The sequence below is a fragment of the Rhodococcus sp. D-46 genome (assembly GCF_011290655.1).
GTDB classification, from domain to species: Bacteria; Actinomycetota; Actinomycetes; order Mycobacteriales; family Mycobacteriaceae; genus Rhodococcus_F; species Rhodococcus_F qingshengii.
Genome location: NZ_JAANTF010000002.1, coordinates 297,779 through 317,032 on the forward strand (window position 1 = coordinate 297,779; position 19,254 = coordinate 317,032).

Below are 19,254 nucleotides of genomic sequence, written 5' to 3' on the forward strand. Positions count from 1 at the left end.
TCAGTTGCCGGGCAACACACATTGAGTATCGAGGCCGAGGACGTGGTTGAGCCGGCCGAAGGCCAACCACGATCCGAGGCACATGCTCAACTCGACGATTTCTCGCTGGGAGTAGTGAGCGGTCATACGTTCCCAGAACTCGTCGTCGAGCCCGTGGTGGTCGAGGGCGTATCTCTCGGCGTATTCGGCAGCGAGGCGCGTCCTGTCGTCGAAGGCATCGGTGGTGCGCCAGTCGGTGACAGACTGATCGAACGTCGACTCCACAGTCTCGCCGTCACGCTCGGTGCGCCAGTCCTGACAGAAGATGCACCCGTTGATCTGAGCGATCCGAAGCCTGGCCGCCTCGAACTCGCGGAGTCCGAGAGTGCCGTCCGTGTAGACCTTTTGGGAGAACCCGGCGGCCGCGGGTCCGATGCCGGGGACCATCTCTCCCCACACGTAGCCGATCGGATTCTTGCCTTCGGGTATGTCGATATTCATGTGAGTACCTCCGAGTTTCGGGCACCGAGCTTGCCGACGCCGGGTGTGAGCGGAACGTCCAGCGCGTCGTAAAGACCGGGTTCAGCCTGACGTAGCCAGGGAATTGCGTTGACGAGACGTCCTACGGCCGTGGCATTTCCACCGGCCGCGCGGTTTCCACCTTCATCGGTGGCTTCGACGTTGATCTCGATTCGTGGTCGTCCTTCGACGATCACCTTGTGCGCGCCGTCGCCGCCGTCGGGCGGGAGCGGCCAGTCGCGGGCACAGGACGGATGAATACGCGTGACGTGTTCGATCACGATCAGGGGTTCCCCGCCGACGATTCCCTGAACCTCGAATCGCAGTGCGCCTTGGGTGCCGACCGCGAACTCCCCCATATGTTCGGTCGACACGGTTTCCTCGAGCGGGCGGCGCAGCAAGGTCTCGCGGATCTCGTCGAGTTCCACCCCGAGTGCCCGCGCGATGAGCCGAATCTGCCCGCCCCAGACCATGGTGGGTACGGTCGGCGCGACCATGGGAGGTTCGTAGTCCATCGGCTGACCCATCCCGATCAGGTAGCGGACAGAATCCGGCTGTTCGTAGGTCGTGTAGTCGAAGATTTCCTGACACCGGATCTGGTCGATTGTCCCCGCGAGCCCGCTGACGAGAATCGGCAGGATGTCGTTGCCCCAGCCTGGGTCGATACCGGAGACGAACAGAGCCCCGCCGCCCGCCTTGGCAGCAGCTTCGACGGGATCACGGAGTTCGGGAGGCGCAGATTTCGGGTCGTACAGCGCATATACGGACGGCGTGACCACCACAGCTCCGGCGGCCAGTGCCCGCGTGATGTCGGCAACCGCGTCGTCGGGCCGAATGTCGCCGGACGCCGCGTAGACCACCGCGCCGGGAGACGCTGCGAGCACGACATCGGCGTCGTCGGTAGCCGCGACGCCCAGGTGCACTCCCAGATCGGCGAGGTCACCGGCGTCTCGCCCGACCTTCTCGGGGTTCGCAACGATGACGCCGACAAGTTCGAGGGCCGGATTGGCTGTCACAGCGCGAATCGATGCACGCCCGACGTTGCCGGTACCCCACACGACAGTCGGAATCTTGGACTCGGCTTCATTCGAAACTGCACCCATCAATCGGACATTACCCAGCTCAGCGCGTCAGGTCAGCAGAACTGCAAGAATTCGTTTCACTTCATCCGGTCAAAAATGCCATTGCCTGTGCAGTCAGTGCGCCGTCACCCCGCCTCCGGTACGTCTCGGCGGGTCGGCCGTTACCTGGTCTGCTCATCTCGCCGGTACTTTCGAGCGCGTCGAACACCTGCCGGCGGAAGCTGTCCTTCTGGAACGGACGATCGAAGATCACCTCGTAGAGTCCCCGAAGTTCGGCGACGGTGAACGTCCCGCCCGACAATCCGTCCGGATCCACGTACGACGCATACCTCGTGCGTAGGTCCGTGACCGCGAGTCGCACCATGTCGGCGTGATCGAATGCTAGTCCGCTCACTGCCTCGTCGTCGTACACATCGACGAGAAGCGCCGAATCGGGCAGTGCCGATTCCGGTAGGCAAGCCGTGTGTGCGACCGACAAAACCCATCCACGGTCGTCGCGGTCCGGTCGGTCGAAGATCGCCAACTGGTGGAAGCTCGTCTGGGCCAACTCTGCCTTGACCGACAGGGCACGATCGGCTGCGGCCGTGAGCAATTCGCGTTCGTGCAGAAATGTTCCCGGTAGCGCCAGCGCACCGAGACGGTGCCGAACCACCAGAACTTTCAGAGATCCACCGCTGTACGTCAGCACCGCGACGTCCACTGCCACAGACGGACGCGGATAGTCCGTCAATCCCTTGCCGCTCGTGTCTGTCCATTTATTCACCCTTGCATGTTATCTCAAACATGATCTATGGTTAGCGCAAAGTTGATCAAACGATCATCGCGAACCGAAGAGGTGGCTATGAAACTCACCGCACAGCAGTCCGATCGAGCGGCCGGCGTTCTGCTCGGCACCGCAGCAGGAGACGCACTCGGCGCCGGCTACGAATTCACCTACCCGAAGGCCGAGGTCACGATCGACATGATCGGTGGCGGCCCGTTCGACTGGGCGCCGGGAGAGTGGACCGACGACACCTCGATGGCAGTTGCGATCGCCGAGGTGGCCGCTACCGGAATCGACATCGGAAGCGCTGACGGTCTCGATGCCATTGCAGCACAGTTCATCCGGTGGTACGACTCGAAGCCCGCGGACATCGGCAACCAGACGCGAGCAGTGTTGTCCGTCCGCTCAGAAAGCGCAGCGGCGATGGCGGATCGTGCGCGGGCGATCAGCGGCCGCAAAGCCGGCAACGGCTCGCTCATGCGGACTGCTCCCGTCGCCCTCTCCTACTTGGACGATGCAGAAGGTGCCAGGTCGGCAGCGCACCGGATCAGTTCACTCACGCACGACGACCCGCGTGCCGGACAGGCGTGCGAGTTGTGGACCCATGCCATCCGCCATGCCGTTGTCGCCGGCAACTTCGACGGTGTTCGCGGCTTCCTCTCCGTTGCCGATCAGGACGTCGCCGAATACTGGGGCCCGCTGCTCGATCAGGCCGAAACCGGGAACCCGCAGGACTTCTCCAAGAACGGTTGGGTGGTGCATGCACTTCAGACTGCTTGGTGGGCAATCACTTCCACGGACAATGGCGATGCACGCCACCTCCAGTACGCATTGGAAGCAGCAGTAAGAGCCGGCGGGGACTCCGACACGACGGCGGCCATCGCGGGTGGCCTCCTCGGCGCCCGCTGGGGAGCGTCGGCGGTTCCCGCCCGTTGGCGCCGAATCATGCATGGCTGGCCGGGATACCGTTCCTCCGATCTGATTCGCCTGGCAATAAAGACCGCTCGCGGCGGTACCGACGACAAGAACGGATGGCCGTCGACGGCAGAACTCGACTACTCGAGGTTTCGCGGAACCCACCACCTGACGACGCACCCGCACGACGACGGCGTCATGCTCGGCGGCGTCGATGCGGTGTCCACTGCAGACTACGACGCCGTGGTCAGCCTGTGCCGCATGGGAACACGACAGGTCGCTCCTGATCACGTCGAGTTCTGGTTGGTCGACGACGGTCACGATTCCAACGCCAACCTCGAGTTCGTTCTCGACGACGCAGCGCGCACCGTCCAGGCGTTGCGGGCCGAGGGAAAGCGCGTACTCCTCCATTGCGTTCAGGCGCACAGTCGCACGCCGTCGGTTGCAGCGCGATACTCGATGTTGATCGGACGTGACCCCTACGACGTACGCTCGGCTATGCCGTGGGCTCGCCCGAAGCGTGAACTCTGGAACACGGCAGTCGGAAACGCGTCCGTCGGACACACAGCCGTCGGATACACAGGAGGATCCATGCCCGCTATTACAGTCGTCGAAGGTGACATCACGACGCTGACCGTCGACGCCATCGTCAATGCGGCCAACTCCAGGCTCCTCGGCGGCGGCGGTGTCGACGGCGCGATCCACCGTGCCGGGGGACCGGAGATCCTGAAGGCTTGCGAGGTATTGCGCAACACCAGCCTTCCCGACGGCCTGCCGGTGGGTGCGGCCGTAGCCACCACCGCCGGAAAGCTGCACGCCAAGGCCGTGATTCACACCGTCGGCCCGAGGTATTCGCGCTCCGAGGACCGTTCCGGTCTGCTTCGGTCGGCGTACACCCGCAGCCTCGCCGTGGCCGACTCGATCGGCGCCCGTACCGTCGCCTTTCCGTTGATCTCAGCAGGGGTCTACGGCTGGCCGAAGGAAGATGCCGTCCGACAGGCCGTTTCAGCGATTCGCGCGGCGAAGACCGAGGTCGAGACGGTCACACTGGTCGCATTCAACAAGGAGACGGCAGACCTGATGCGCCGCGCGATCGCCTGACCGTTTACCGGGCCCACTTCACGCCACGTTAAAGCACTGCAGAGCGGTCGGAGAAGTGGAGAAATTTCACCGGTTGGACGTTTGTCCAACAATTTGTCCGAATCGCATATTCTGCGGCTCGCTCTGTGTTCTACTCCTCTCCAGGGTTTGAGCTGGTGGTGAGCAAACGACGAGACGTATTCGATTCTCTGTCAGCTCGAGGCCGGTTCCCAGACCCGGCTTCAAGCCGAGAGCTCGATCTTGTCGAGCGCTACTCAAGGAGAATGTGAATGGTGTCGACGTTGATGCGCCGAGGAGTGGGGGTGGCCGCGTCGTTGACCGGATGCGTTGCCCTCGTGATCGGCGGAGCCGGAGTCTCGTCCGCCGCTGATGTGGACCTTCCGTTCACGGCATCGTGCCACGGGTGGCAGTTCCCCGGACCGATCACGCACAACGAGACGCGTGATTCCGGCGTCACGATCAGTGCGCCGGCCGTGGTCCCGCCGAACTCCACCTTCACATACCGCCTCGCGCCCAAGCCGATGACGGTCCCCAAGGACGGTTACGACCTCAGGTCCGTCGTGAACTGGACGCGTCTCAAGTTCGATTTCGACATCCCTGCAGGCACCTCCTACGTGGGGGCGCAGATCGTGGCCGGCACCAGCTCGAATCTGGGTGGGGTCGCCCCGACGATCACGCGGGTGAACGATGCCGGTTCACCCGATCCGAATGGGGCGCATCTTCGTATCTCCGGCAACAACATCACGGCGGGCAACGGACCCAACACCGACGACAACGGCGGCGGCGGAATCGAGGTCGGTGGAGGAAAGACGTTCCAGCTCCCGGCAGTCGACGTCACCGTCACGTCAGGGGCTGTGGGAACCCAGATCAAGCCCATGCTCCGCGTGTCCGACACCAACTCCGGTTCCTACGACAGTGCCGCCAACTACCTGACCTTCCTGCAACAGGAAACCCTGCTCGGCGGCGTCAAATACTGGCTGACCACCAATTGCTCACCACGCGAGAATCGTTCGGCCGGATTGAACGCCGGCGGCCGGCCGCTCGCCGTGATCAATGTCGACTCCAGCCTCGCTCAGACACAGACGCGAATCGACGCACCCGGTAAAGCTGTCGTCGGTGACTCCGTGGAGTTGACGGCAACGGTCACTCCGTGGCCGTCGGGAGGAACAGTGCAGTTCCGCGACGGAGGGGTTGACCTCGGCGCTCCGGTGGCCGTCGTCAACGGCGTCGCGAAGGCCAACCGCACGATGACAACAGCGGGCGACCACAACATCACGGCGTACTACACGGGATCGGCCGGTTTCATGGAGTCGATGTCGGGCGCCGTGACGATCAACGTCGTCGAACCGTCCGAGCCCGAGCCTGGCACCGGTAGCCTCGGCAGCCTTGGTACCCCCGGATTCGGGTCGTGAAAACTGTGAACAGAAACCAGGATTCGACGATGAACTCGAAACTCCTACGCGGCTCTGCGATTGCAACCGTCTCGGTACTGGCCGGCGGCTTGTTCTCCATCGTCGGCGGCGGGATCGCCTCTGCTGCCCCCGAGACCAAGAGCGTGGCCTTCACAACTGCATGCCATGTGCGCGAGATGGACGGTGTGGCAAGCCCGATCACGTTCAACGAGACACTCGGCTCGGGAGTCACCATCACCGCGCCGACCACCGCGGCACCAGGTGAGACCGTCACCTACCGCGTGCAGCCGAACGAGATGAAGACAAACAGCGGCGGCCATGCCAGCCGTGGAGTCGTGCATTGGGCCCGGATCAAGTACGACTTCGACATCCCGTCCGGCGTCGAATTCGTGAGTTCCCAGCTTGTGGCGGACAGTGCGTACGGCCTCGGATCCGACAGTGCCACTCCGACAGTCACACGGATCGACGACGGCGGTAATCCATCGGCATCCGGTACGCACCTGCGTATCTCCGGATCGAATCGAACCACCGGAAACGGTCCGTCCTCCGCAGTTCGATCGAGTGACGGCATCATCGTCGGTGCCAACACCAAGTTCCGACTCCCCGCAGTCGACGTCACGGTCAAAGCCGGTGCGGCCGGTACCGAGATCAAGCCTTCGCTGAGGGTTTCCGATCCCGGTTCCGCCAACTACGACGACGACCGAAATGCGCTCACATTCGTCCAGCGCGAAAAGGATGTCTTCACAGTCAACTACTGGGAGCGCTACAACTGCTCCCCGCGGGACAACAGGAACTCCGGCCTCAACGCCGGTGGGCAGGCCCTGACCACCATCTACGTCAGCCAACCGACAACCACCACAATCCAGATGCCCGGCTCGATCCAAGCCAGCACACCGACCGAGCTTGTCGCAAAGGTGGATCCGGCTCCGGTCAACGGAAACGTGCAGTTCAGGGTGGACGGCGCCGACGTCGGTACACCGGTCACTCCGGGCGCCGACGGCACTGCCCGGCTACCGCATACCTTCTTCACCGCCGGAACCGCGCGGGTCTCCGCAACGTTCCAGGGAGTCAACGGATTCCAGAGTTCCAACTCGACCGAGGCAATGGTCACGGTGACTGCCGCACCTGTCGTCAAGCAGACCGACACTGCCGTGAACGTTCCTACCGATGCGAAGACGGGCATATCGGTGTCGCTGAGGGCGCAGGTCACGCCGACACCCGCCGGTGGCACTCTCCAGTTCAAGGACGGCGCTGCAGATATCGGCGCTCCGATCCCGGTGGGCGCTGACGGCAAAGCCACTCTGGAACATGCCTTCACCTCGGCTGGATCTCATGCCGTCTCGGCCTACTACTCCGGCGCAACAGGATTCATGCCGTCGATGGCATCCGCTCAAACGGTCACCGTGTCTGATCCCGCACCGTCCGATGTCACCACCTCGACCTCACTGGCAGCTCCCGCGACGACCAAGCAGAATGTCGCGGCAGAACTGTCCGCGACGGTCACCCCCAACCCCGGCGGGGGCTCGGTTCAGTTCTACGACGGCGACCAACCCATCGGACAGCCCGTTGTCGTCGGAGTCGATGGAGTGGCGCGACTGACGCACACTTTCGCATCGACGGGCGATCATCGGATCAAGGCGTCATACGCCGGGCGAAGTGGATTCACACAGTCCGCGTCGGACGAATCCGTCGTCAAGGTTTCTGCTGCGCCTGACGACGGCGGGAACGGCGGTTCGGGCAGCCTCGGTTCACTGGGCGGTCTCTTCGGTTCCTGATCGAATTCTTCTCGACACTGTTGCCGCTGCACCGATTCGGAGCAGCGGCAGCAGCATGTCGCGGCCGTGGTCATAGAACTCATTGATTTATCGATGGAGCACAAGTGTCCAGGAATTCTCTTTCTCGACGGTCGTTTCTCGCCGCCGGGGTCGGTGCAACTGCAGTCGCCGCTACTTCCCTTCTGCCGCCGTCGCTTCAACGTGTACTGGCGACACCCGCAAACTCCGGCGGGCTCGATTCGATCGAGCATGTAGTCCTCGTCATGCAGGAGAACCGATCTTTCGACCACTACTACGGCGCGCTGAGGGGTGTTCGCGGCTTCGGTGATCCGAATGCGTTGCGTCTACGCAGCGGCAACAGCGTCTTCGAACAACCCGGTCCTACCGGTCCTGTGCTCCCCTTCCCCATCCGCGATTCCGCTGCGGCACAACGCATGGACACCCAGAACGTGACCGGACTCGACCACAGCTGGGCGGGCGGACATGCCGCACTCGCCGACGGCTGGCACGACGGTTGGATCGCGGCAAAAACCAGTACGACAATGGCGTACTACGACCGGCAAGACATCCCGTTCCATTACGAACTGGCGGACGCGTTCACGATCTGCGACGCCTACCACTGCTCCGTACCGACATCGACGAGCCCCAACCGGAACTATTGGGTCTCTGGATACACCGGATACGAGCCACTTTCGCCTAATCCGACCGAGTCGGTCTTGCCTTCGGATCCGCCCGGCCCCGAGGGAAGAGCTGTAACCAATGCAGCCTATAACCCCTGGCACGCCGGCTACGGATGGACGACGGTTCCCGAGCGGTTGCAGTCCGCCGGCATTTCCTGGAAGACCTACCAGGAGTGGGACAACTTCGGAGACAACAACCTCGAATACTTCACTGCCTTCAAGAAAGTGGCGGCAGGACTGCTTGGTCGGCCAAGCCTGCTCCCCTACGAACTGCAGACCTTGGCCGGGTTCTATCTCGCCCTGCCGTCGATGCCGGCGCCGGTCCAGGACGCAGCGGTACTGGCCCTCGAGAATGCTGCAGACCAACTGTCGCCTGCTGATCGCCAACTCTACGATCGCGCACTGTACCGATCCCGGCCCGGCACACTGGCCGCCGAGTTCAGGAAAGACGTCGAGTCCGGTCGACTGCCGCAAGTCAGCTATCTCGTTCCGTCCGAGGTGGATTCGGAGCACCCATCGGGTTCGTCACCGGCAGCGAGCGCAACACTGCTCTATCAAGTACTCGACGCCATCGCGTCCGATCCGGATCTGTGGGCGAAGACGGCCGTGATCGTCAACTTCGACGAGAACGACGGGTACTTCGACCATGTACCGCCACCTCGACCGCCGTGCTCGGTCGAAGCCGAATGGGTCGGTAATCAGCCGCTCGGTCTCGGCCCGCGGGTGCCTATGACGATCATCTCGCCGTGGACTGTTGGCGGTTTCGTTTGTTCACAAGTGTTCGACCACACGTCCGTCACGCAGTTCCTGGAGACGCGGTTCGGAATCACGCAACCGGAAATCGACCCGTGGCGACGCACGGTGAGTGGCGACCTGACGTCGGCGTTCGACTTCGCCAACCCGCGTAGTCGACCGACTTTGGCGCGCCCGCAACCCACTCCGCCGCTGGAACCGCGGTGGACACCGACCCCGCCCACCGAACAGAGAATGCCTCTGCAGGAAAGCGGCACTCGACCAGCACGGGCACTTCCCTATCAACCCGACGCCTACACGACGGTGAACCCGGAAACCGGCTCGTTGGCGGTCCATCTGGTCAATACCGGCGCCGCATCAACGCACCTGGCCATGTACCCGTACGCAGGTGAGTTCGACGAGCCACGGCATTACGACGTCGTCGGCGAGGTCGACGACACCGTTGCGCTCAGGGATCGCGTCTACAGCCTGACCCTGTTGGGTCCCAACGGTTTCAGGCGCGAGTTCAGCGGAGCTACAGACAGTGCGGCAGCTTCGCTCGACGTCTCGACAACTGTCGACGCAGGGACGCGCACGCTTGTACTGACGGCGACCAATTCCGGAAGTCGTGCACTGACGGTCAATGTGGACGGAAACCGACGCAAACTCGCTGCCGGTGCACACTCTCAGTGGACGGTGCGTTCGGTGGACGGCTGGTATCAGGCCGCCGTGACGGTCGACGAAGATCCTGAATTCAAGCGCGTGCTCGTCGGACACATCGAAAACGGGCGGACCAGTGTAAGCCAACCGACGTGAATCGACACCGAGCGTTCAAGCCCAGGGCCGAATCCCCATTCGGACAAGTCAATCCATCCACACACCCAGAAGGAGTTTCCGTGCGTCGTATCCCGCTCTCAGCACTGATAGTCGCGGGCTCACTGATACTGGGCGGCGGAATTGCCGCGGCTCAGGGCAGCCTGCCCACGTCGGGGAGCGCCGATGGCACGTCGGTGCCACCGTCGTACCTGACCGACGACGCCGGGCGCTCCTTGATCCTGCGAGGGTTCAACACGGCGTCGAGCGCAAAAAGCGCACCCGACGGCATGCCGAAGTTCACCGAAGCCGATCTCGATCGCGAACATGCCGACATGGGAACAAATTTCGTGCGTTTCCTGATCTCCTGGCGTTCGGTGGAGCCAGAGCCGGGACAGTACGACCAGAAATATCTGGACCGCGTCGAGGACCGGGTCAGCTGGTACGCCGAACGCGGGTACAAGGTCATGCTCGACATGCATCAGGACGTCTACTCCGGCGCGATCACACCAGAGGGCAACAGCGGCAACGGCGCCGGCAACATCGGCAACGGCGCGCCGGCCTGGGCGACCTACATGGACGGCCTTCCGGTCACCCCTCAAGACCGCTGGGAGCTGTACTACGTCCAACCCGGTGTGATGCGTGCATTCGACAACTTCTGGAACACCACCGGCCAACATCCCGAACTGGTCGAGCACTACGCGAACGCCTGGCAGGCGGTGGCCGAACGTTTTGCAGGCAATGACACCGTCGTGGCATACGACCTGATGAACGAGCCGTGGGGCGGTTCCCTCCAAGGCCCCGCCTTCGAAGGTGGGCCCCTCGCTGCCTTGTATCAGCGAACCACCAACGCCATCAGGGAAGTTGATCAGGACAGCTGGGTGTGTGTGGCCCCGCAGGCCGTCGGCGTCAACCAAGGTGTCCCCAGCGGGCTCACGAAGATCAACGACCCACGAGCCGGCGAACAGCGAATCGCCTACTGCCCACACCTGTACCCGCTGCCCCTCGACCTCGGTGACGGATACTCCGGCCTCTCACGCACACTCACCGACGCGACCATCGACACCTGGCGCGACAGCGTCGAACACATCGCAGGCAACGTACTCGGCGGCGTTCCGATCATTCTCGGCGAATTCGGGCTCGACACAACACTGCCCGGCGCAACCGACTACATCGACCGCGTCTACACGACCGCCCGAGAACTCGGCGCGGGTGTCTCCTACTGGTCCAGTGATCCAGGTCCTTGGGGCCCGTACCTGCCGGACGGATCGCAGACACTCCTCGTCGACACCCTGAACAAGCCGTATCCGCGAGCCGTCGCGGGCACACCCACCGAATGGTCCTCGACCGTTGACCGCCTTCAGCTGACGTTCACCCCGAACCCCGCGGTAACGGCACCGACCGAGATCTACCTACCCGAAAGCGGCTTTCCCGGCGGCGTCGACGTCGCGGGCGCCGACATCGTGAACTGGAACCCCCAAAGCCGTCTTCTCACAGTGGAAACCGCGGACGACGCGGGCCCCGTCACAGTCACGGTGACGCCGGCAAGCTGATCGCGGGCGTCGAGATTCCTGGATATTTGTCCAGTTCTTTCGTAACGTACAAGCGACGGGTGATCAGCCGACGGAAGGCGAGTATGTCCACGGAGAAGATGTCTGTCCAAGATCGTGTTGCGCGGGTGCTGCTCGATGTCGTCGGCGCCTTACCGACCGGCGCGCAGCGCATTCTCGGTGGCAAGCCGAAGGAGATCGACGGGCAGACTCTGCACCCCGAGATCCAGCTTGCGCTGAGATTGCTCTCAGCGGTCGAAGGTACGAGCTTCGAGCATCTTCCGGTCGAAGAGGGACGGGCTCAGATCGACGCCGAATCGCGACTGTTCGGCGGTACGCCCATCGACATCGAGACGGTACGTGACCTCGAGATCCCGGCCGGGGATCACGCGATTCCGGCTCGGCTGTATCGCCCGGCCGGAGTCTCAACGCCCGCTCCACTTTTGGTGTACTTCCACGGCGGCGGGTTCGTCCTCGGCAGCCTCGAGAGCGGCGACAGTGTGTGCCGCTTCCTGGCCCGCCACGGCGAGGTCAGTGTGTTGTCGGTGGACTACCGGTTAGCACCGGAGTTCCCGTTCCCCGCCGGGGTCGATGACGCCGTCGCCGCATTCCGGTACTGCGTCGAGCATGCCACAGAGCTGGGTGCAGATCCGAAATCCATTGCGGTAGGCGGAGACAGCGCGGGTGGGAACTTGGCTGCCGTCGTCGCGCAGTCCACGACCGAAGACGACGTCAAACCAGTATTCCAACTGCTCTTCTTCCCCTGGGTGGACCTTTCGTCGAAGCGCCCTTCGCACAAGATGTTCGGCACCGACTTCTTTCTCACCGACGCCCAACTCGACTGGTATGCAGCCCATTACCTGTCGGGCGGCGCTTCGGCTCTCGACCCGCGAGTCTCACCGTTGCTCACTCCGGACCTGGCCGGCCTACCGCCCGCGTACGTTGCCGTCGCCGGTTTCGACCCACTACGCGACGAGGGTGAGGAATACGCGAACCGGCTGCGAGAGGCCGGAGTCCCGGTTGCACTCAGGCGTCACAGTGGATTGATCCATGCCTTCGTCAACACCACCGGTGTCGGCCATACCGGTCAAGATGCGATGTTCGAGGCCTGCGGCGCTCTGCGGGTTGGACTTTCGGGCCCGCACTGAGGGCAGGGTCACGAAACGGGGAGTGCCAGATCCGCCCACTCGACCATCGCTTCGAGCACGGAGCGCAGTTCCATCCCCGTCGCGGTGAGTTCGTACTCCACTCGCGGCGGCACCTCGGCGTAGGCAGTCCGGGTCACCAGATCGAACTCCTCGAATCGCTTGAGTCTGGCGGAAAGTGTCCTGGGACTGATGCCGGGCAATGCGCGTCGTAGTTCCGTGAAGCGCATCGGGCCGTGCGTGAGCTCACGAACGATCAGCGTTGCCCACGGTCCGTCCAGAACCAGCAGAAAGCGCGCGACGCCGCACTCCGGAAGCACGTGACCTGATTCACTCATCGATTCCCCATTAGTTCACTTGAAGTAACTGGTTCCCAATCTGAACTATAGGCGTCATGACTTACACAGTGCATGGCGCCACCGGCGCACAGGGTTCTCCCGTTCTCGCGGGATTGGTCGCGGCTCTCGCCGGATCGACAGGTGCCGAAGTCCGAGCAATCACCCGCAACCCCGATCAGACGTTCGAGGGTGCGAACACCGTCGTCGCGGACAATGCGTCAGTCGACTCTCTCGCCGACGCTTATCGCGGGGTAGACGGGGTGTTCTTCCACCTGCCACTCGCCGGTGACACCGAGACGCTAGCTGGTTACGCCCACAACGTTCTGGCAGCAGCAAGAGTGACACGTCCTTCGCGGTTCGTGATCTCTACCAGCGGCACGGTGACCCGCGACGCTACTTCGCCGCTTGCCGGTCCCAACACACCCGTTCTCTCCGAGCTCGTCGACGGACTCCGCGCCGAAGGTATCGCGGTGACCGTCCTGACCCCGCGTTTGTTCCTCGAGAATCTTCTTCTGCCCACCGTGCTGTCGGGGGTGAAAGACGAAGGGGTCCTGCGTTACCCACTGCGTGCCGATCTCGCGGTCGCATGGAGTTCACATCTCGACGTCGCTGATGCAGCCGTTGCGGCCCTGACTCTCGACGTAGCACCGGACGCGGTCGACATCGGACAGATTCCGGCGATCACCGGCATCGAACTCGCCGAGGCATTCGCCGAACACTTCTCGCGCGCGGTAACTTTCGAAGCCGTGACGCCCGATGCCTTCGGTGCGTCGATTGCGCCGATCATCGGAGGGGGCGCAGCAGCCGGGGTTTCCCAGCTCTACACGGGACTCGAATCTGCCGACAGCGTCGCGTTCGACTCCGCGACGGGTTCTGCCGTTGCCTTGGGCATCGTCGCCCGCAGCACCCGGGCCTGGCTGGTAGATCTCGGAGTGAACTGACCGGAGCAACGCGATCGGCCGGCTCCGCGACGTATCGCGTGGAGCCGGCCGATTTCCGGGGTTACCGGTGCGTGCGGGTCTTCAACTGGCGGTTCAGCTGCCGACTCCCGAAGTCCAGACCGGCACCGTCACTGGTGGCCAGCACGGTGAGTCCAGCGGCGACCAGCAACGAAATAAGCACAACGCTCATGGTGAGTCACCTTTCTTCCTGTCGTGAAACGGTTTTGCGCCTCCGGGAAATGTCGACATATCCGGCACCCCACTTCAGCTGACCTCAAAGTATCTGTAACTATGGGTTACGCGCAATGTGTGGTCCCTCACCTGAAAGCGCAGGGTGATGCGCAGATCACGCTGCGTTCGACGGCGGACTTACCTGGCCAGAACCATGTTCACGAACTCGTCGGCGAGCGCCTGAGCGTCCGCACCGCTGCCAGGAACCACATCGGGCGCACTGTGTACCAATTGCATCTGCCCCAGGTACATCGAATAGGCAAGTACGCCACGATGTTCCGCTTTCTGCCTGTCCATCCCCAGATCGACCAACAACGTCACGATGTAGGTAACTCGACGCTCGGTGACACGTCGAACCGCCGCCGAAACCAAAGGATGGCCGATCCCGGCAAGCAGTTCCAACTCCGCACGGCGACCGGCCAATCCGGTCGTGACCGAATCCACCAGACGACGCAACCTCACCTCCGCCGGTTCACCAGAGGACTCGACGGAGGAGATCAGTCTCTCGGTTGCCAAAACTTCCCACCGGCCGAGCGCAGCTTGCAGCAATTCGTCGCGGTTGGCGAAGTGCCAATAAAAGGAACCCTTGGTCGATCCGAGCGTGCGCGCCACCTTTTCCACTGCAACTGCATCAGGCCCATGGCTTGTCAGAGCCTGGAAAGCTGCATCGATCCACTGGTCGCGAGAGAGTCGGGCGCGGGCATTCGGCACCTCCGTACGGTACCGTATGGGTAAGTTCCATACGGCACCGTACGGAGGACGAAATGACACTCGCTTTCAAGGCAATGCCTGCACCGGACTGGGCAGAAGCCACCACGATCACCATCCCGGCTGTTCCGACCCATACATCCGAGGAGTGGGCGCAGGCAGTCTTCGACGTCAGGAATGTCCCCGCACCCGTCCTCGCGATGTTCTGGCTCAGGGAGCGGATAGTCGGACTGCTCGGCATCGCCAAGGGACGCCTCGACACCTTTGCCGTCGACAAGATCGCCGACGGCGAGGCCCTCATCGAAGCGGACGAGAAACACCTACGATTCGTCGCCTCGGTTCAGGCCGACAACGACGCCGGCCTCCTGCACGTCGTCACCGCCGTGGAGCTGAAGAACCGCGCGGGTCGAATCTACTTCGCCCCCGTTCAGGTACTGCACGGCGTGATCACGCGGGCAATGATGACGTCTGCTCGAAAGCGCCTGTGCACGTGATCAACCGTCCGGGCCGCCCCTGAGTTCGAGACTGATCTGATCGGCATCCAGCGCGGCAAGTGCCGATCCGAGCATCCGTGCGTCGAACACGCCATCGTCACGTGCGTCGAGCAGTGCCTGACGCTGCGCTTCGATCACGTCGAGGCGGATCCTCTTCTTCGACCGACCCTCTGGCGGAACGACACTCGCAGCAGCATCTTCGAGGAGGTCGAGCAACCTGCGATGCTCGTCTAGTTCGGATTCGGTGAGGTCCTGCGCTGCCGGACCGGTCGCCACTACGACGCGCTTCAACGTTCCTCCCTGAAGGATCAACGAGCCTGCTGCCACCAGGAACGCAACCAAGATCAGGAGCGATCGACTCGGGGTGTCTTCCGGCAGAGTCTGCGCTGCAGCCAGAGTGACCGCCCCGCGCATGCCGGCCCAGATGACGATCGTGCCTTCACGCCATCCCAACGGCGCAGCAAGGTAGTAGTCGATATCGGCAACCGTCCGCCGAACCCGAACCTTGAACCTTTCCATCTGATTCGCCGAAGGTGCCCGGCGCCTGCTGCGTCGTTCGTCTGGCGGGTAATCCTCGGGATTGTCGAGGCGATTCGCGATGTCGGAGAGTCTGGGTTTCATGCGTTCACGAAAATTCGCCCGCGCTTGGAGCGCTCGCAGGAGCGGGGCCACGTACAGAGCCCGCACCAAGATCGTGAGGAACAGTGCACCCGCCGCCACGAAGACCGCCGTGGATATGCCCTCGTGGTCGACCCGGACATCGTCGACTATCGACGAGAGTTCGAGGCCCATCACCAGGAAGATCGCACCTTCGAGGACCAATTCGACTGTGCGCCAGTTCTGGGAGTCGGACAACCGATGACGCGGTGACAGCTTCCGAGGAGCGTCGTAGCCGGTGACGAGCCCGGCCACGACGGCAGCAACCAACCCTGACGCACCCAACTCTTCGGCGGGGATCGCCGCCAGAAACGGCACCGTGAACGAGATGACCGTGTTGACCGTCGAATCGGTGACACGGGCGCGAACCATCAGGTTGACCTTGCCGACGACAACTCCGATGACCGCGGCCACGACGACGGCAAAAGCGAACTTGCCCAACACACTCCACAGCGACACCGATGCGGCGGCCCCGGCGATGGCAGTACGCAACAGAACCAGAGCGGTGGCGTCGTTGAGCAGGCTTTCGCCTTCGAGGATCGACACCACCCGCGGCGAGACCGGGAGTTTCTTGACGATGGACGTCGCGACGGCATCCGTCGGGCTCACGATCGCACCGAGTGCAATGCCCCACCAGATACCGAGTCCTGGTATCACCCAGGAGAAGAACACACCGAGAACAAGCGCACTCACGACCACGAGCAGAACGGAAAGCCCACCGATGGCACCGAACTCACGCCGAAACTCCATCGACGGCATCGAGACCGAGGCGGAGTACAGCAGTGGCGGAAGCACGCCTGCCAGAATCCATTCCGGGTCGATGTCCACTGCTGGGACAAATGGTAAGAGGCTGACAACGATCCCGGCCATCACCAGAATCAACGGTGCTGCGACTCCGATCCGCGCTCCGAGCGTCGAGGCCGCGACGATTCCGAGCAGTCCGAGCACCACGATGATCAGAGCATCCACTGCTTCCCCCTGTACCCCCGGATTTGTGTCTGGCTCTTTCTACACCTTTGCCGGAGACGGGGGCGAGACCTGCCAGGCAACGGCGATCAGAACAACCGTGAACGCCGATGCGGGCCACAGAGCGTGAAGACCGATCCACCGATGAACGAGCGCACCGACCACCGCGCCCGCGATCAACCCCGCGCACATCCCGAAGTGCTGCAGCCACGCCCACTTCGGGCCACCCAGAAAGGCTCCGGTCAGACGCTGGCCCATCTTGACCAGCGCACCGGTCATGTACGTGACACCGATCGTCACCTCGCCGTCGCGCTGGAACACCGAGTTGACGGCTCCCATCGCCAAGGCCATCGCCGAGATCGCGCCGGGGGTGACGTCGAGGCTGCTCATCACCGAACCGATGGACAGCAGCCCGGCTACAACCGCGAGCACCGTGACCTTGCGAGCCCGGACCGAATAGCGCTCCGTGAAGTGGGTGACGACGGTTCCCAGCGCGATTCCCAGGAGGAAGAGCACGATGATTCCGCCGGCAACTCTCGCGGTCGACCACACCCCGTCGGCAAATGCGACGCTCGCCTGCGTCATGTTGCCGCTCATGAACGAAACGAAAGGCCCACCGAGCGTGATGAATCCGAGCGCGTCGACGTAACCGGCCAACCCGGCGAGCGCTGTCGCCAGGCCGATCAGCGACCTGCTGTATCCCGTCACCCGACGAGCTCGGTTCAGCTCAGCTTGCTGGTGCGCAGCTCGTGGCCCTTGGACGTCTTGCAGCGGCCGGTCTCGAGATCCCACTGCCAGCCGTGCAGATCGCAGGTGAGGTTGGTGCCGTCGACAACACCGAACTTCGACAGGTCAGCCTTGAGGTGGGGGCAACGACGCTGAATCTCGTACCCGCCCAACTCGATAGACGCGCTGTCGTCGTGGGCCTCGGCGAACCAGCCGTCGGCGTACGCGATGCGCTCGTCGGTGAGGCACTTGAAGAACGTGTAGAGGAATTCGTTGTACCCACCGATGCGCCACGCCGTGAAGCGTGTCGACAGGAAGATGGTGTTGACCCAGTCGGGCTCGTCGTCGCGCAGAACGGTGCGAACCAGTTCGGGAGCGATGCGGAAGCCGTAGCGGTACTTACCTTCTCCGTCGATGGGCTCACGAACGATCCGCTTCGGGAAGTCGAGGACGACCGTCTCCTCTCCCATCACGAGTCCGACGGGGTAGCCGATTCCGTCGCAGATCAGATCGGACTGAGCCATGATCGGCTCGAACTTGGCCTTGAGACCGTCGAGCAGCGGCTCGCCTTCGGCCGGAGCCCACGTGGCCTTCTGCGCGGCGATGACCGGTGCCATCTTCTGCGCCATCTTCTCGATGTACTCGGCCTTGTTGGAGAAGATCTTGTCGACGTCTGCGTCCGGGATGGGATGCGTCAGCGCGACCTTCTCGCTTCCGCGAAGTTCGACGGCCGAGCCGGGGATCATCAGCAGACCACGATCGTTGCCGTTGATGCGCATCTGCTCGAGGAACGTGATCTGGTCGGGGAAGATGTTTCCCTCGTCGCCGTGATCGTCGTTGAGGTAACGCAGGTCGTCGTCGAGGAAAACCGGCGGGCCGGCCGACGGGACAACCCAGGCAGCGTCGACCTGGGAGATGTAGTTGCGGCAGCGGTCCATGCCGCGCTGACGCTTCTGCTTGCCGAAGTTGCGCTTGGTGCCCTTCGGGATGTCGTAGACCATCGGGTACCAGATCGCGCCCGAGTACTGCAGCAGATGGATGTCGACCTTCCCGAAGGCGTCGGTCAGCGGGTCCAGGTCGACGGGCCTGGCGTCGTTCATGTTGAAACAGGTGGTTTCCCCGTCCGAGACGACGAGGCCCGAGTCACCGATCGGACCGTCCGCGGGAGCGCGCAGAGCGATGATCATGATGTCGAGATCGCCCTTGGGACCGCTGACGGTGTGCTTGACGGAGTCTTCCGTCTCGAAGAACTTGTGGAAGCCGAGCTTCTCGAGTTCACGCTTGAGGTCCGGCACCGGGTAATCGGGGAGCAGGACTGTGGCGTCCTTGTTGACGTGCTCGATCAGATTCTTCGGATCGAAGTGGTCCTTGTGCAGGTGCGAGACGTAGAGGTAGTCGCAGTTGCCCAGCGCGTCCCAGTCCAACTCTGTGTTGTCGGGGAACGGCACCCAGGACGCAAAATACGTCGGGGTCACCCATGGATCACACAGGATGGATCCGGCCTCGGTCTGGATGTGAAATCCTGCGTGGCCGACGCTGGTGATCTGCATTGCAACCTCCGAAATCGTACTGCTGGTCAACTCAGCATAGTCGGCGCGATCAGGGCCAAATCGCGATCGAGGAGGCGGCCGGTTGTGACGTCATGCACGTCAGAGGTCGAAAGTGGGTTGTGAATCAGACCTGCCGGTGACGCGGACAACACTCTCTGTGCTGGCGTGTTCGCCGTA

The 19,254-nt window shown here is 63.0% G+C and carries 17 protein-coding genes; 8 read left to right on the plus strand and 9 right to left on the minus strand.

Going from position 1 to position 19,254, the window contains the following annotated elements; genetic code table 11:
* The 3 genes from G9U53_RS06040 to G9U53_RS06050 all read right to left on the minus strand — a co-directional run bounded on the left by G9U53_RS06040 (position 1) and on the right by G9U53_RS06050 (position 2,343).
* Positions 1–480, minus strand: coding sequence for a carboxymuconolactone decarboxylase family protein (locus G9U53_RS06040; RefSeq protein WP_003943220.1), 480 nt, complete (start codon positions 478–480; stop codon positions 1–3).
* Complete coding sequence (locus tag G9U53_RS06045; RefSeq protein ID WP_165638457.1) at positions 477–1,601, minus strand: dihydrodipicolinate reductase; 1,125 nt, start codon at positions 1,599–1,601, stop codon at positions 477–479. Before G9U53_RS06045 ends, G9U53_RS06040 begins: the two co-directional genes overlap by 4 nt.
* 61 nt (positions 1,602–1,662) lie before the next feature.
* Complete coding sequence (locus tag G9U53_RS06050) at positions 1,663–2,343, minus strand: NUDIX hydrolase (protein WP_003943269.1); 681 nt, start codon at positions 2,341–2,343, stop codon at positions 1,663–1,665.
* Positions 2,344–2,421: 78 nt separating this feature from the next.
* On the opposite strand from G9U53_RS06050, the gene G9U53_RS06055 reads away from it, so the two are divergent.
* From G9U53_RS06055 to G9U53_RS06080, 6 genes are all read left to right on the plus strand, one after another.
* Complete coding sequence (locus G9U53_RS06055; RefSeq protein ID WP_165638458.1) at positions 2,422–4,359, plus strand: O-acetyl-ADP-ribose deacetylase; 1,938 nt, start codon at positions 2,422–2,424, stop codon at positions 4,357–4,359.
* Between the two features lie 269 nt (positions 4,360–4,628).
* On the plus strand, positions 4,629–5,771 hold the full coding sequence (locus G9U53_RS06060) for an Ig-like domain-containing protein (RefSeq protein WP_165638459.1): 1,143 nt from the start codon (positions 4,629–4,631) through the stop codon (positions 5,769–5,771).
* A 29-nt stretch (positions 5,772–5,800) separates the two neighbouring features.
* Positions 5,801–7,546 carry an Ig-like domain-containing protein gene (locus G9U53_RS06065; protein ID WP_207624044.1) on the plus strand — a complete coding sequence of 582 codons (1,746 nt, stop codon included), beginning with the start codon at positions 5,801–5,803 and terminating at the stop codon, positions 7,544–7,546.
* Between the two features lie 104 nt (positions 7,547–7,650).
* Positions 7,651–9,774: a phospholipase C, phosphocholine-specific gene (locus G9U53_RS06070; protein WP_165638460.1), complete on the plus strand. Its 2,124-nt coding sequence runs from the start codon at positions 7,651–7,653 to the stop codon at positions 9,772–9,774.
* Between the two features lie 80 nt (positions 9,775–9,854).
* Positions 9,855–11,324 carry a cellulase family glycosylhydrolase gene (locus G9U53_RS06075; protein ID WP_047272457.1) on the plus strand — a complete coding sequence of 490 codons (1,470 nt, stop codon included), beginning with the start codon at positions 9,855–9,857 and terminating at the stop codon, positions 11,322–11,324.
* Positions 11,325–11,407: 83 nt separating this feature from the next.
* Positions 11,408–12,469, plus strand: a complete 1,062-nt coding sequence (locus G9U53_RS06080; RefSeq protein ID WP_082661428.1) for an alpha/beta hydrolase — start codon at positions 11,408–11,410, stop codon at positions 12,467–12,469.
* 8 nt (positions 12,470–12,477) lie between these two features.
* Here G9U53_RS06080 and G9U53_RS06085 read toward each other — a convergent pair whose 3' ends face one another.
* Positions 12,478–12,804: a helix-turn-helix domain-containing protein gene (locus G9U53_RS06085; RefSeq protein ID WP_019745900.1), complete on the minus strand. Its 327-nt coding sequence runs from the start codon at positions 12,802–12,804 to the stop codon at positions 12,478–12,480.
* A gap of 56 nt (positions 12,805–12,860) precedes the next feature.
* Here G9U53_RS06085 and G9U53_RS06090 point away from each other — a divergent pair, with 56 nt between their 5' ends.
* Positions 12,861–13,745, plus strand: a complete 885-nt coding sequence (locus G9U53_RS06090; RefSeq protein WP_165638461.1) for an NAD(P)H-binding protein — start codon at positions 12,861–12,863, stop codon at positions 13,743–13,745.
* A gap of 61 nt (positions 13,746–13,806) precedes the next feature.
* On the opposite strand, the gene G9U53_RS33885 is transcribed toward G9U53_RS06090, so the two are convergent.
* Together G9U53_RS33885 and G9U53_RS06095 are read right to left on the minus strand one after the other, a co-directional pair.
* The gene (locus tag G9U53_RS33885) at positions 13,807–13,935 is read right to left on the minus strand and encodes a hypothetical protein (RefSeq protein ID WP_003943237.1); all 129 of its coding nucleotides are present in this window, start codon (positions 13,933–13,935) and stop codon (positions 13,807–13,809) included.
* 179 nt (positions 13,936–14,114) lie between these two features.
* A complete protein-coding gene (locus G9U53_RS06095) occupies positions 14,115–14,687 on the minus strand; it encodes a TetR/AcrR family transcriptional regulator (protein ID WP_039973149.1) in 573 nt (190 codons plus the stop codon).
* Positions 14,688–14,740: 53 nt separating this feature from the next.
* Between G9U53_RS06095 and G9U53_RS06100 the strand changes: the two genes are divergently transcribed.
* Positions 14,741–15,178 (plus strand): DUF2867 domain-containing protein, encoded by a 438-nt coding sequence (locus G9U53_RS06100; RefSeq protein WP_165638462.1) that lies wholly within the window; start codon positions 14,741–14,743, stop codon positions 15,176–15,178.
* Here G9U53_RS06100 and G9U53_RS06105 read toward each other — a convergent pair whose 3' ends face one another.
* The 3 genes from G9U53_RS06105 to G9U53_RS06115 are packed head-to-tail and all read right to left on the minus strand — an operon-like array spanning position 15,179 to position 19,077.
* Positions 15,179–16,804, minus strand: coding sequence for a sodium:proton antiporter (locus G9U53_RS06105; protein ID WP_050654985.1), 1,626 nt, complete (start codon positions 16,802–16,804; stop codon positions 15,179–15,181).
* 39 nt (positions 16,805–16,843) lie between these two features.
* Entirely contained in the window at positions 16,844–17,509 is a 666-nt protein-coding gene (locus G9U53_RS06110) for a YoaK family protein (RefSeq protein WP_003943143.1), read from the minus strand.
* 14 nt (positions 17,510–17,523) lie between these two features.
* Positions 17,524–19,077, minus strand: coding sequence for an MBL fold metallo-hydrolase (locus G9U53_RS06115; protein ID WP_165638463.1), 1,554 nt, complete (start codon positions 19,075–19,077; stop codon positions 17,524–17,526).
* Positions 19,078–19,254: the final 177 nt, after the last annotated feature.

Bases quoted from the DNA above. Each gene is read 5' to 3' on its own strand.
- G9U53_RS06040 (WP_003943220.1), bottom strand. From the start codon at position 480: ATGAATATCGACATACCCGAAGGCAAGAATCCGATCGGCTACGTGTGG.
- G9U53_RS06045 (WP_165638457.1), bottom strand. From the start codon at position 1,601: ATGGGTGCAGTTTCGAATGAAGCCGAGTCCAAGATTCCGACTGTCGTG.
- G9U53_RS06055 (WP_165638458.1), top strand. From the start codon at position 2,422: ATGAAACTCACCGCACAGCAGTCCGATCGAGCGGCCGGCGTTCTGCTC.
- G9U53_RS06060 (WP_165638459.1), top strand. From the start codon at position 4,629: ATGGTGTCGACGTTGATGCGCCGAGGAGTGGGGGTGGCCGCGTCGTTG.
- G9U53_RS06065 (WP_207624044.1), top strand. From the start codon at position 5,801: ATGAACTCGAAACTCCTACGCGGCTCTGCGATTGCAACCGTCTCGGTA.
- G9U53_RS06080 (WP_082661428.1), top strand. From the start codon at position 11,408: ATGTCCACGGAGAAGATGTCTGTCCAAGATCGTGTTGCGCGGGTGCTG.
- G9U53_RS06085 (WP_019745900.1), bottom strand. From the start codon at position 12,804: ATGAGTGAATCAGGTCACGTGCTTCCGGAGTGCGGCGTCGCGCGCTTT.
- G9U53_RS06090 (WP_165638461.1), top strand. From the start codon at position 12,861: ATGACTTACACAGTGCATGGCGCCACCGGCGCACAGGGTTCTCCCGTT.
- G9U53_RS33885 (WP_003943237.1), bottom strand. From the start codon at position 13,935: ATGAGCGTTGTGCTTATTTCGTTGCTGGTCGCCGCTGGACTCACCGTG.
- G9U53_RS06100 (WP_165638462.1), top strand. From the start codon at position 14,741: ATGACACTCGCTTTCAAGGCAATGCCTGCACCGGACTGGGCAGAAGCC.
- G9U53_RS06115 (WP_165638463.1), bottom strand. From the start codon at position 19,077: ATGCAGATCACCAGCGTCGGCCACGCAGGATTTCACATCCAGACCGAG.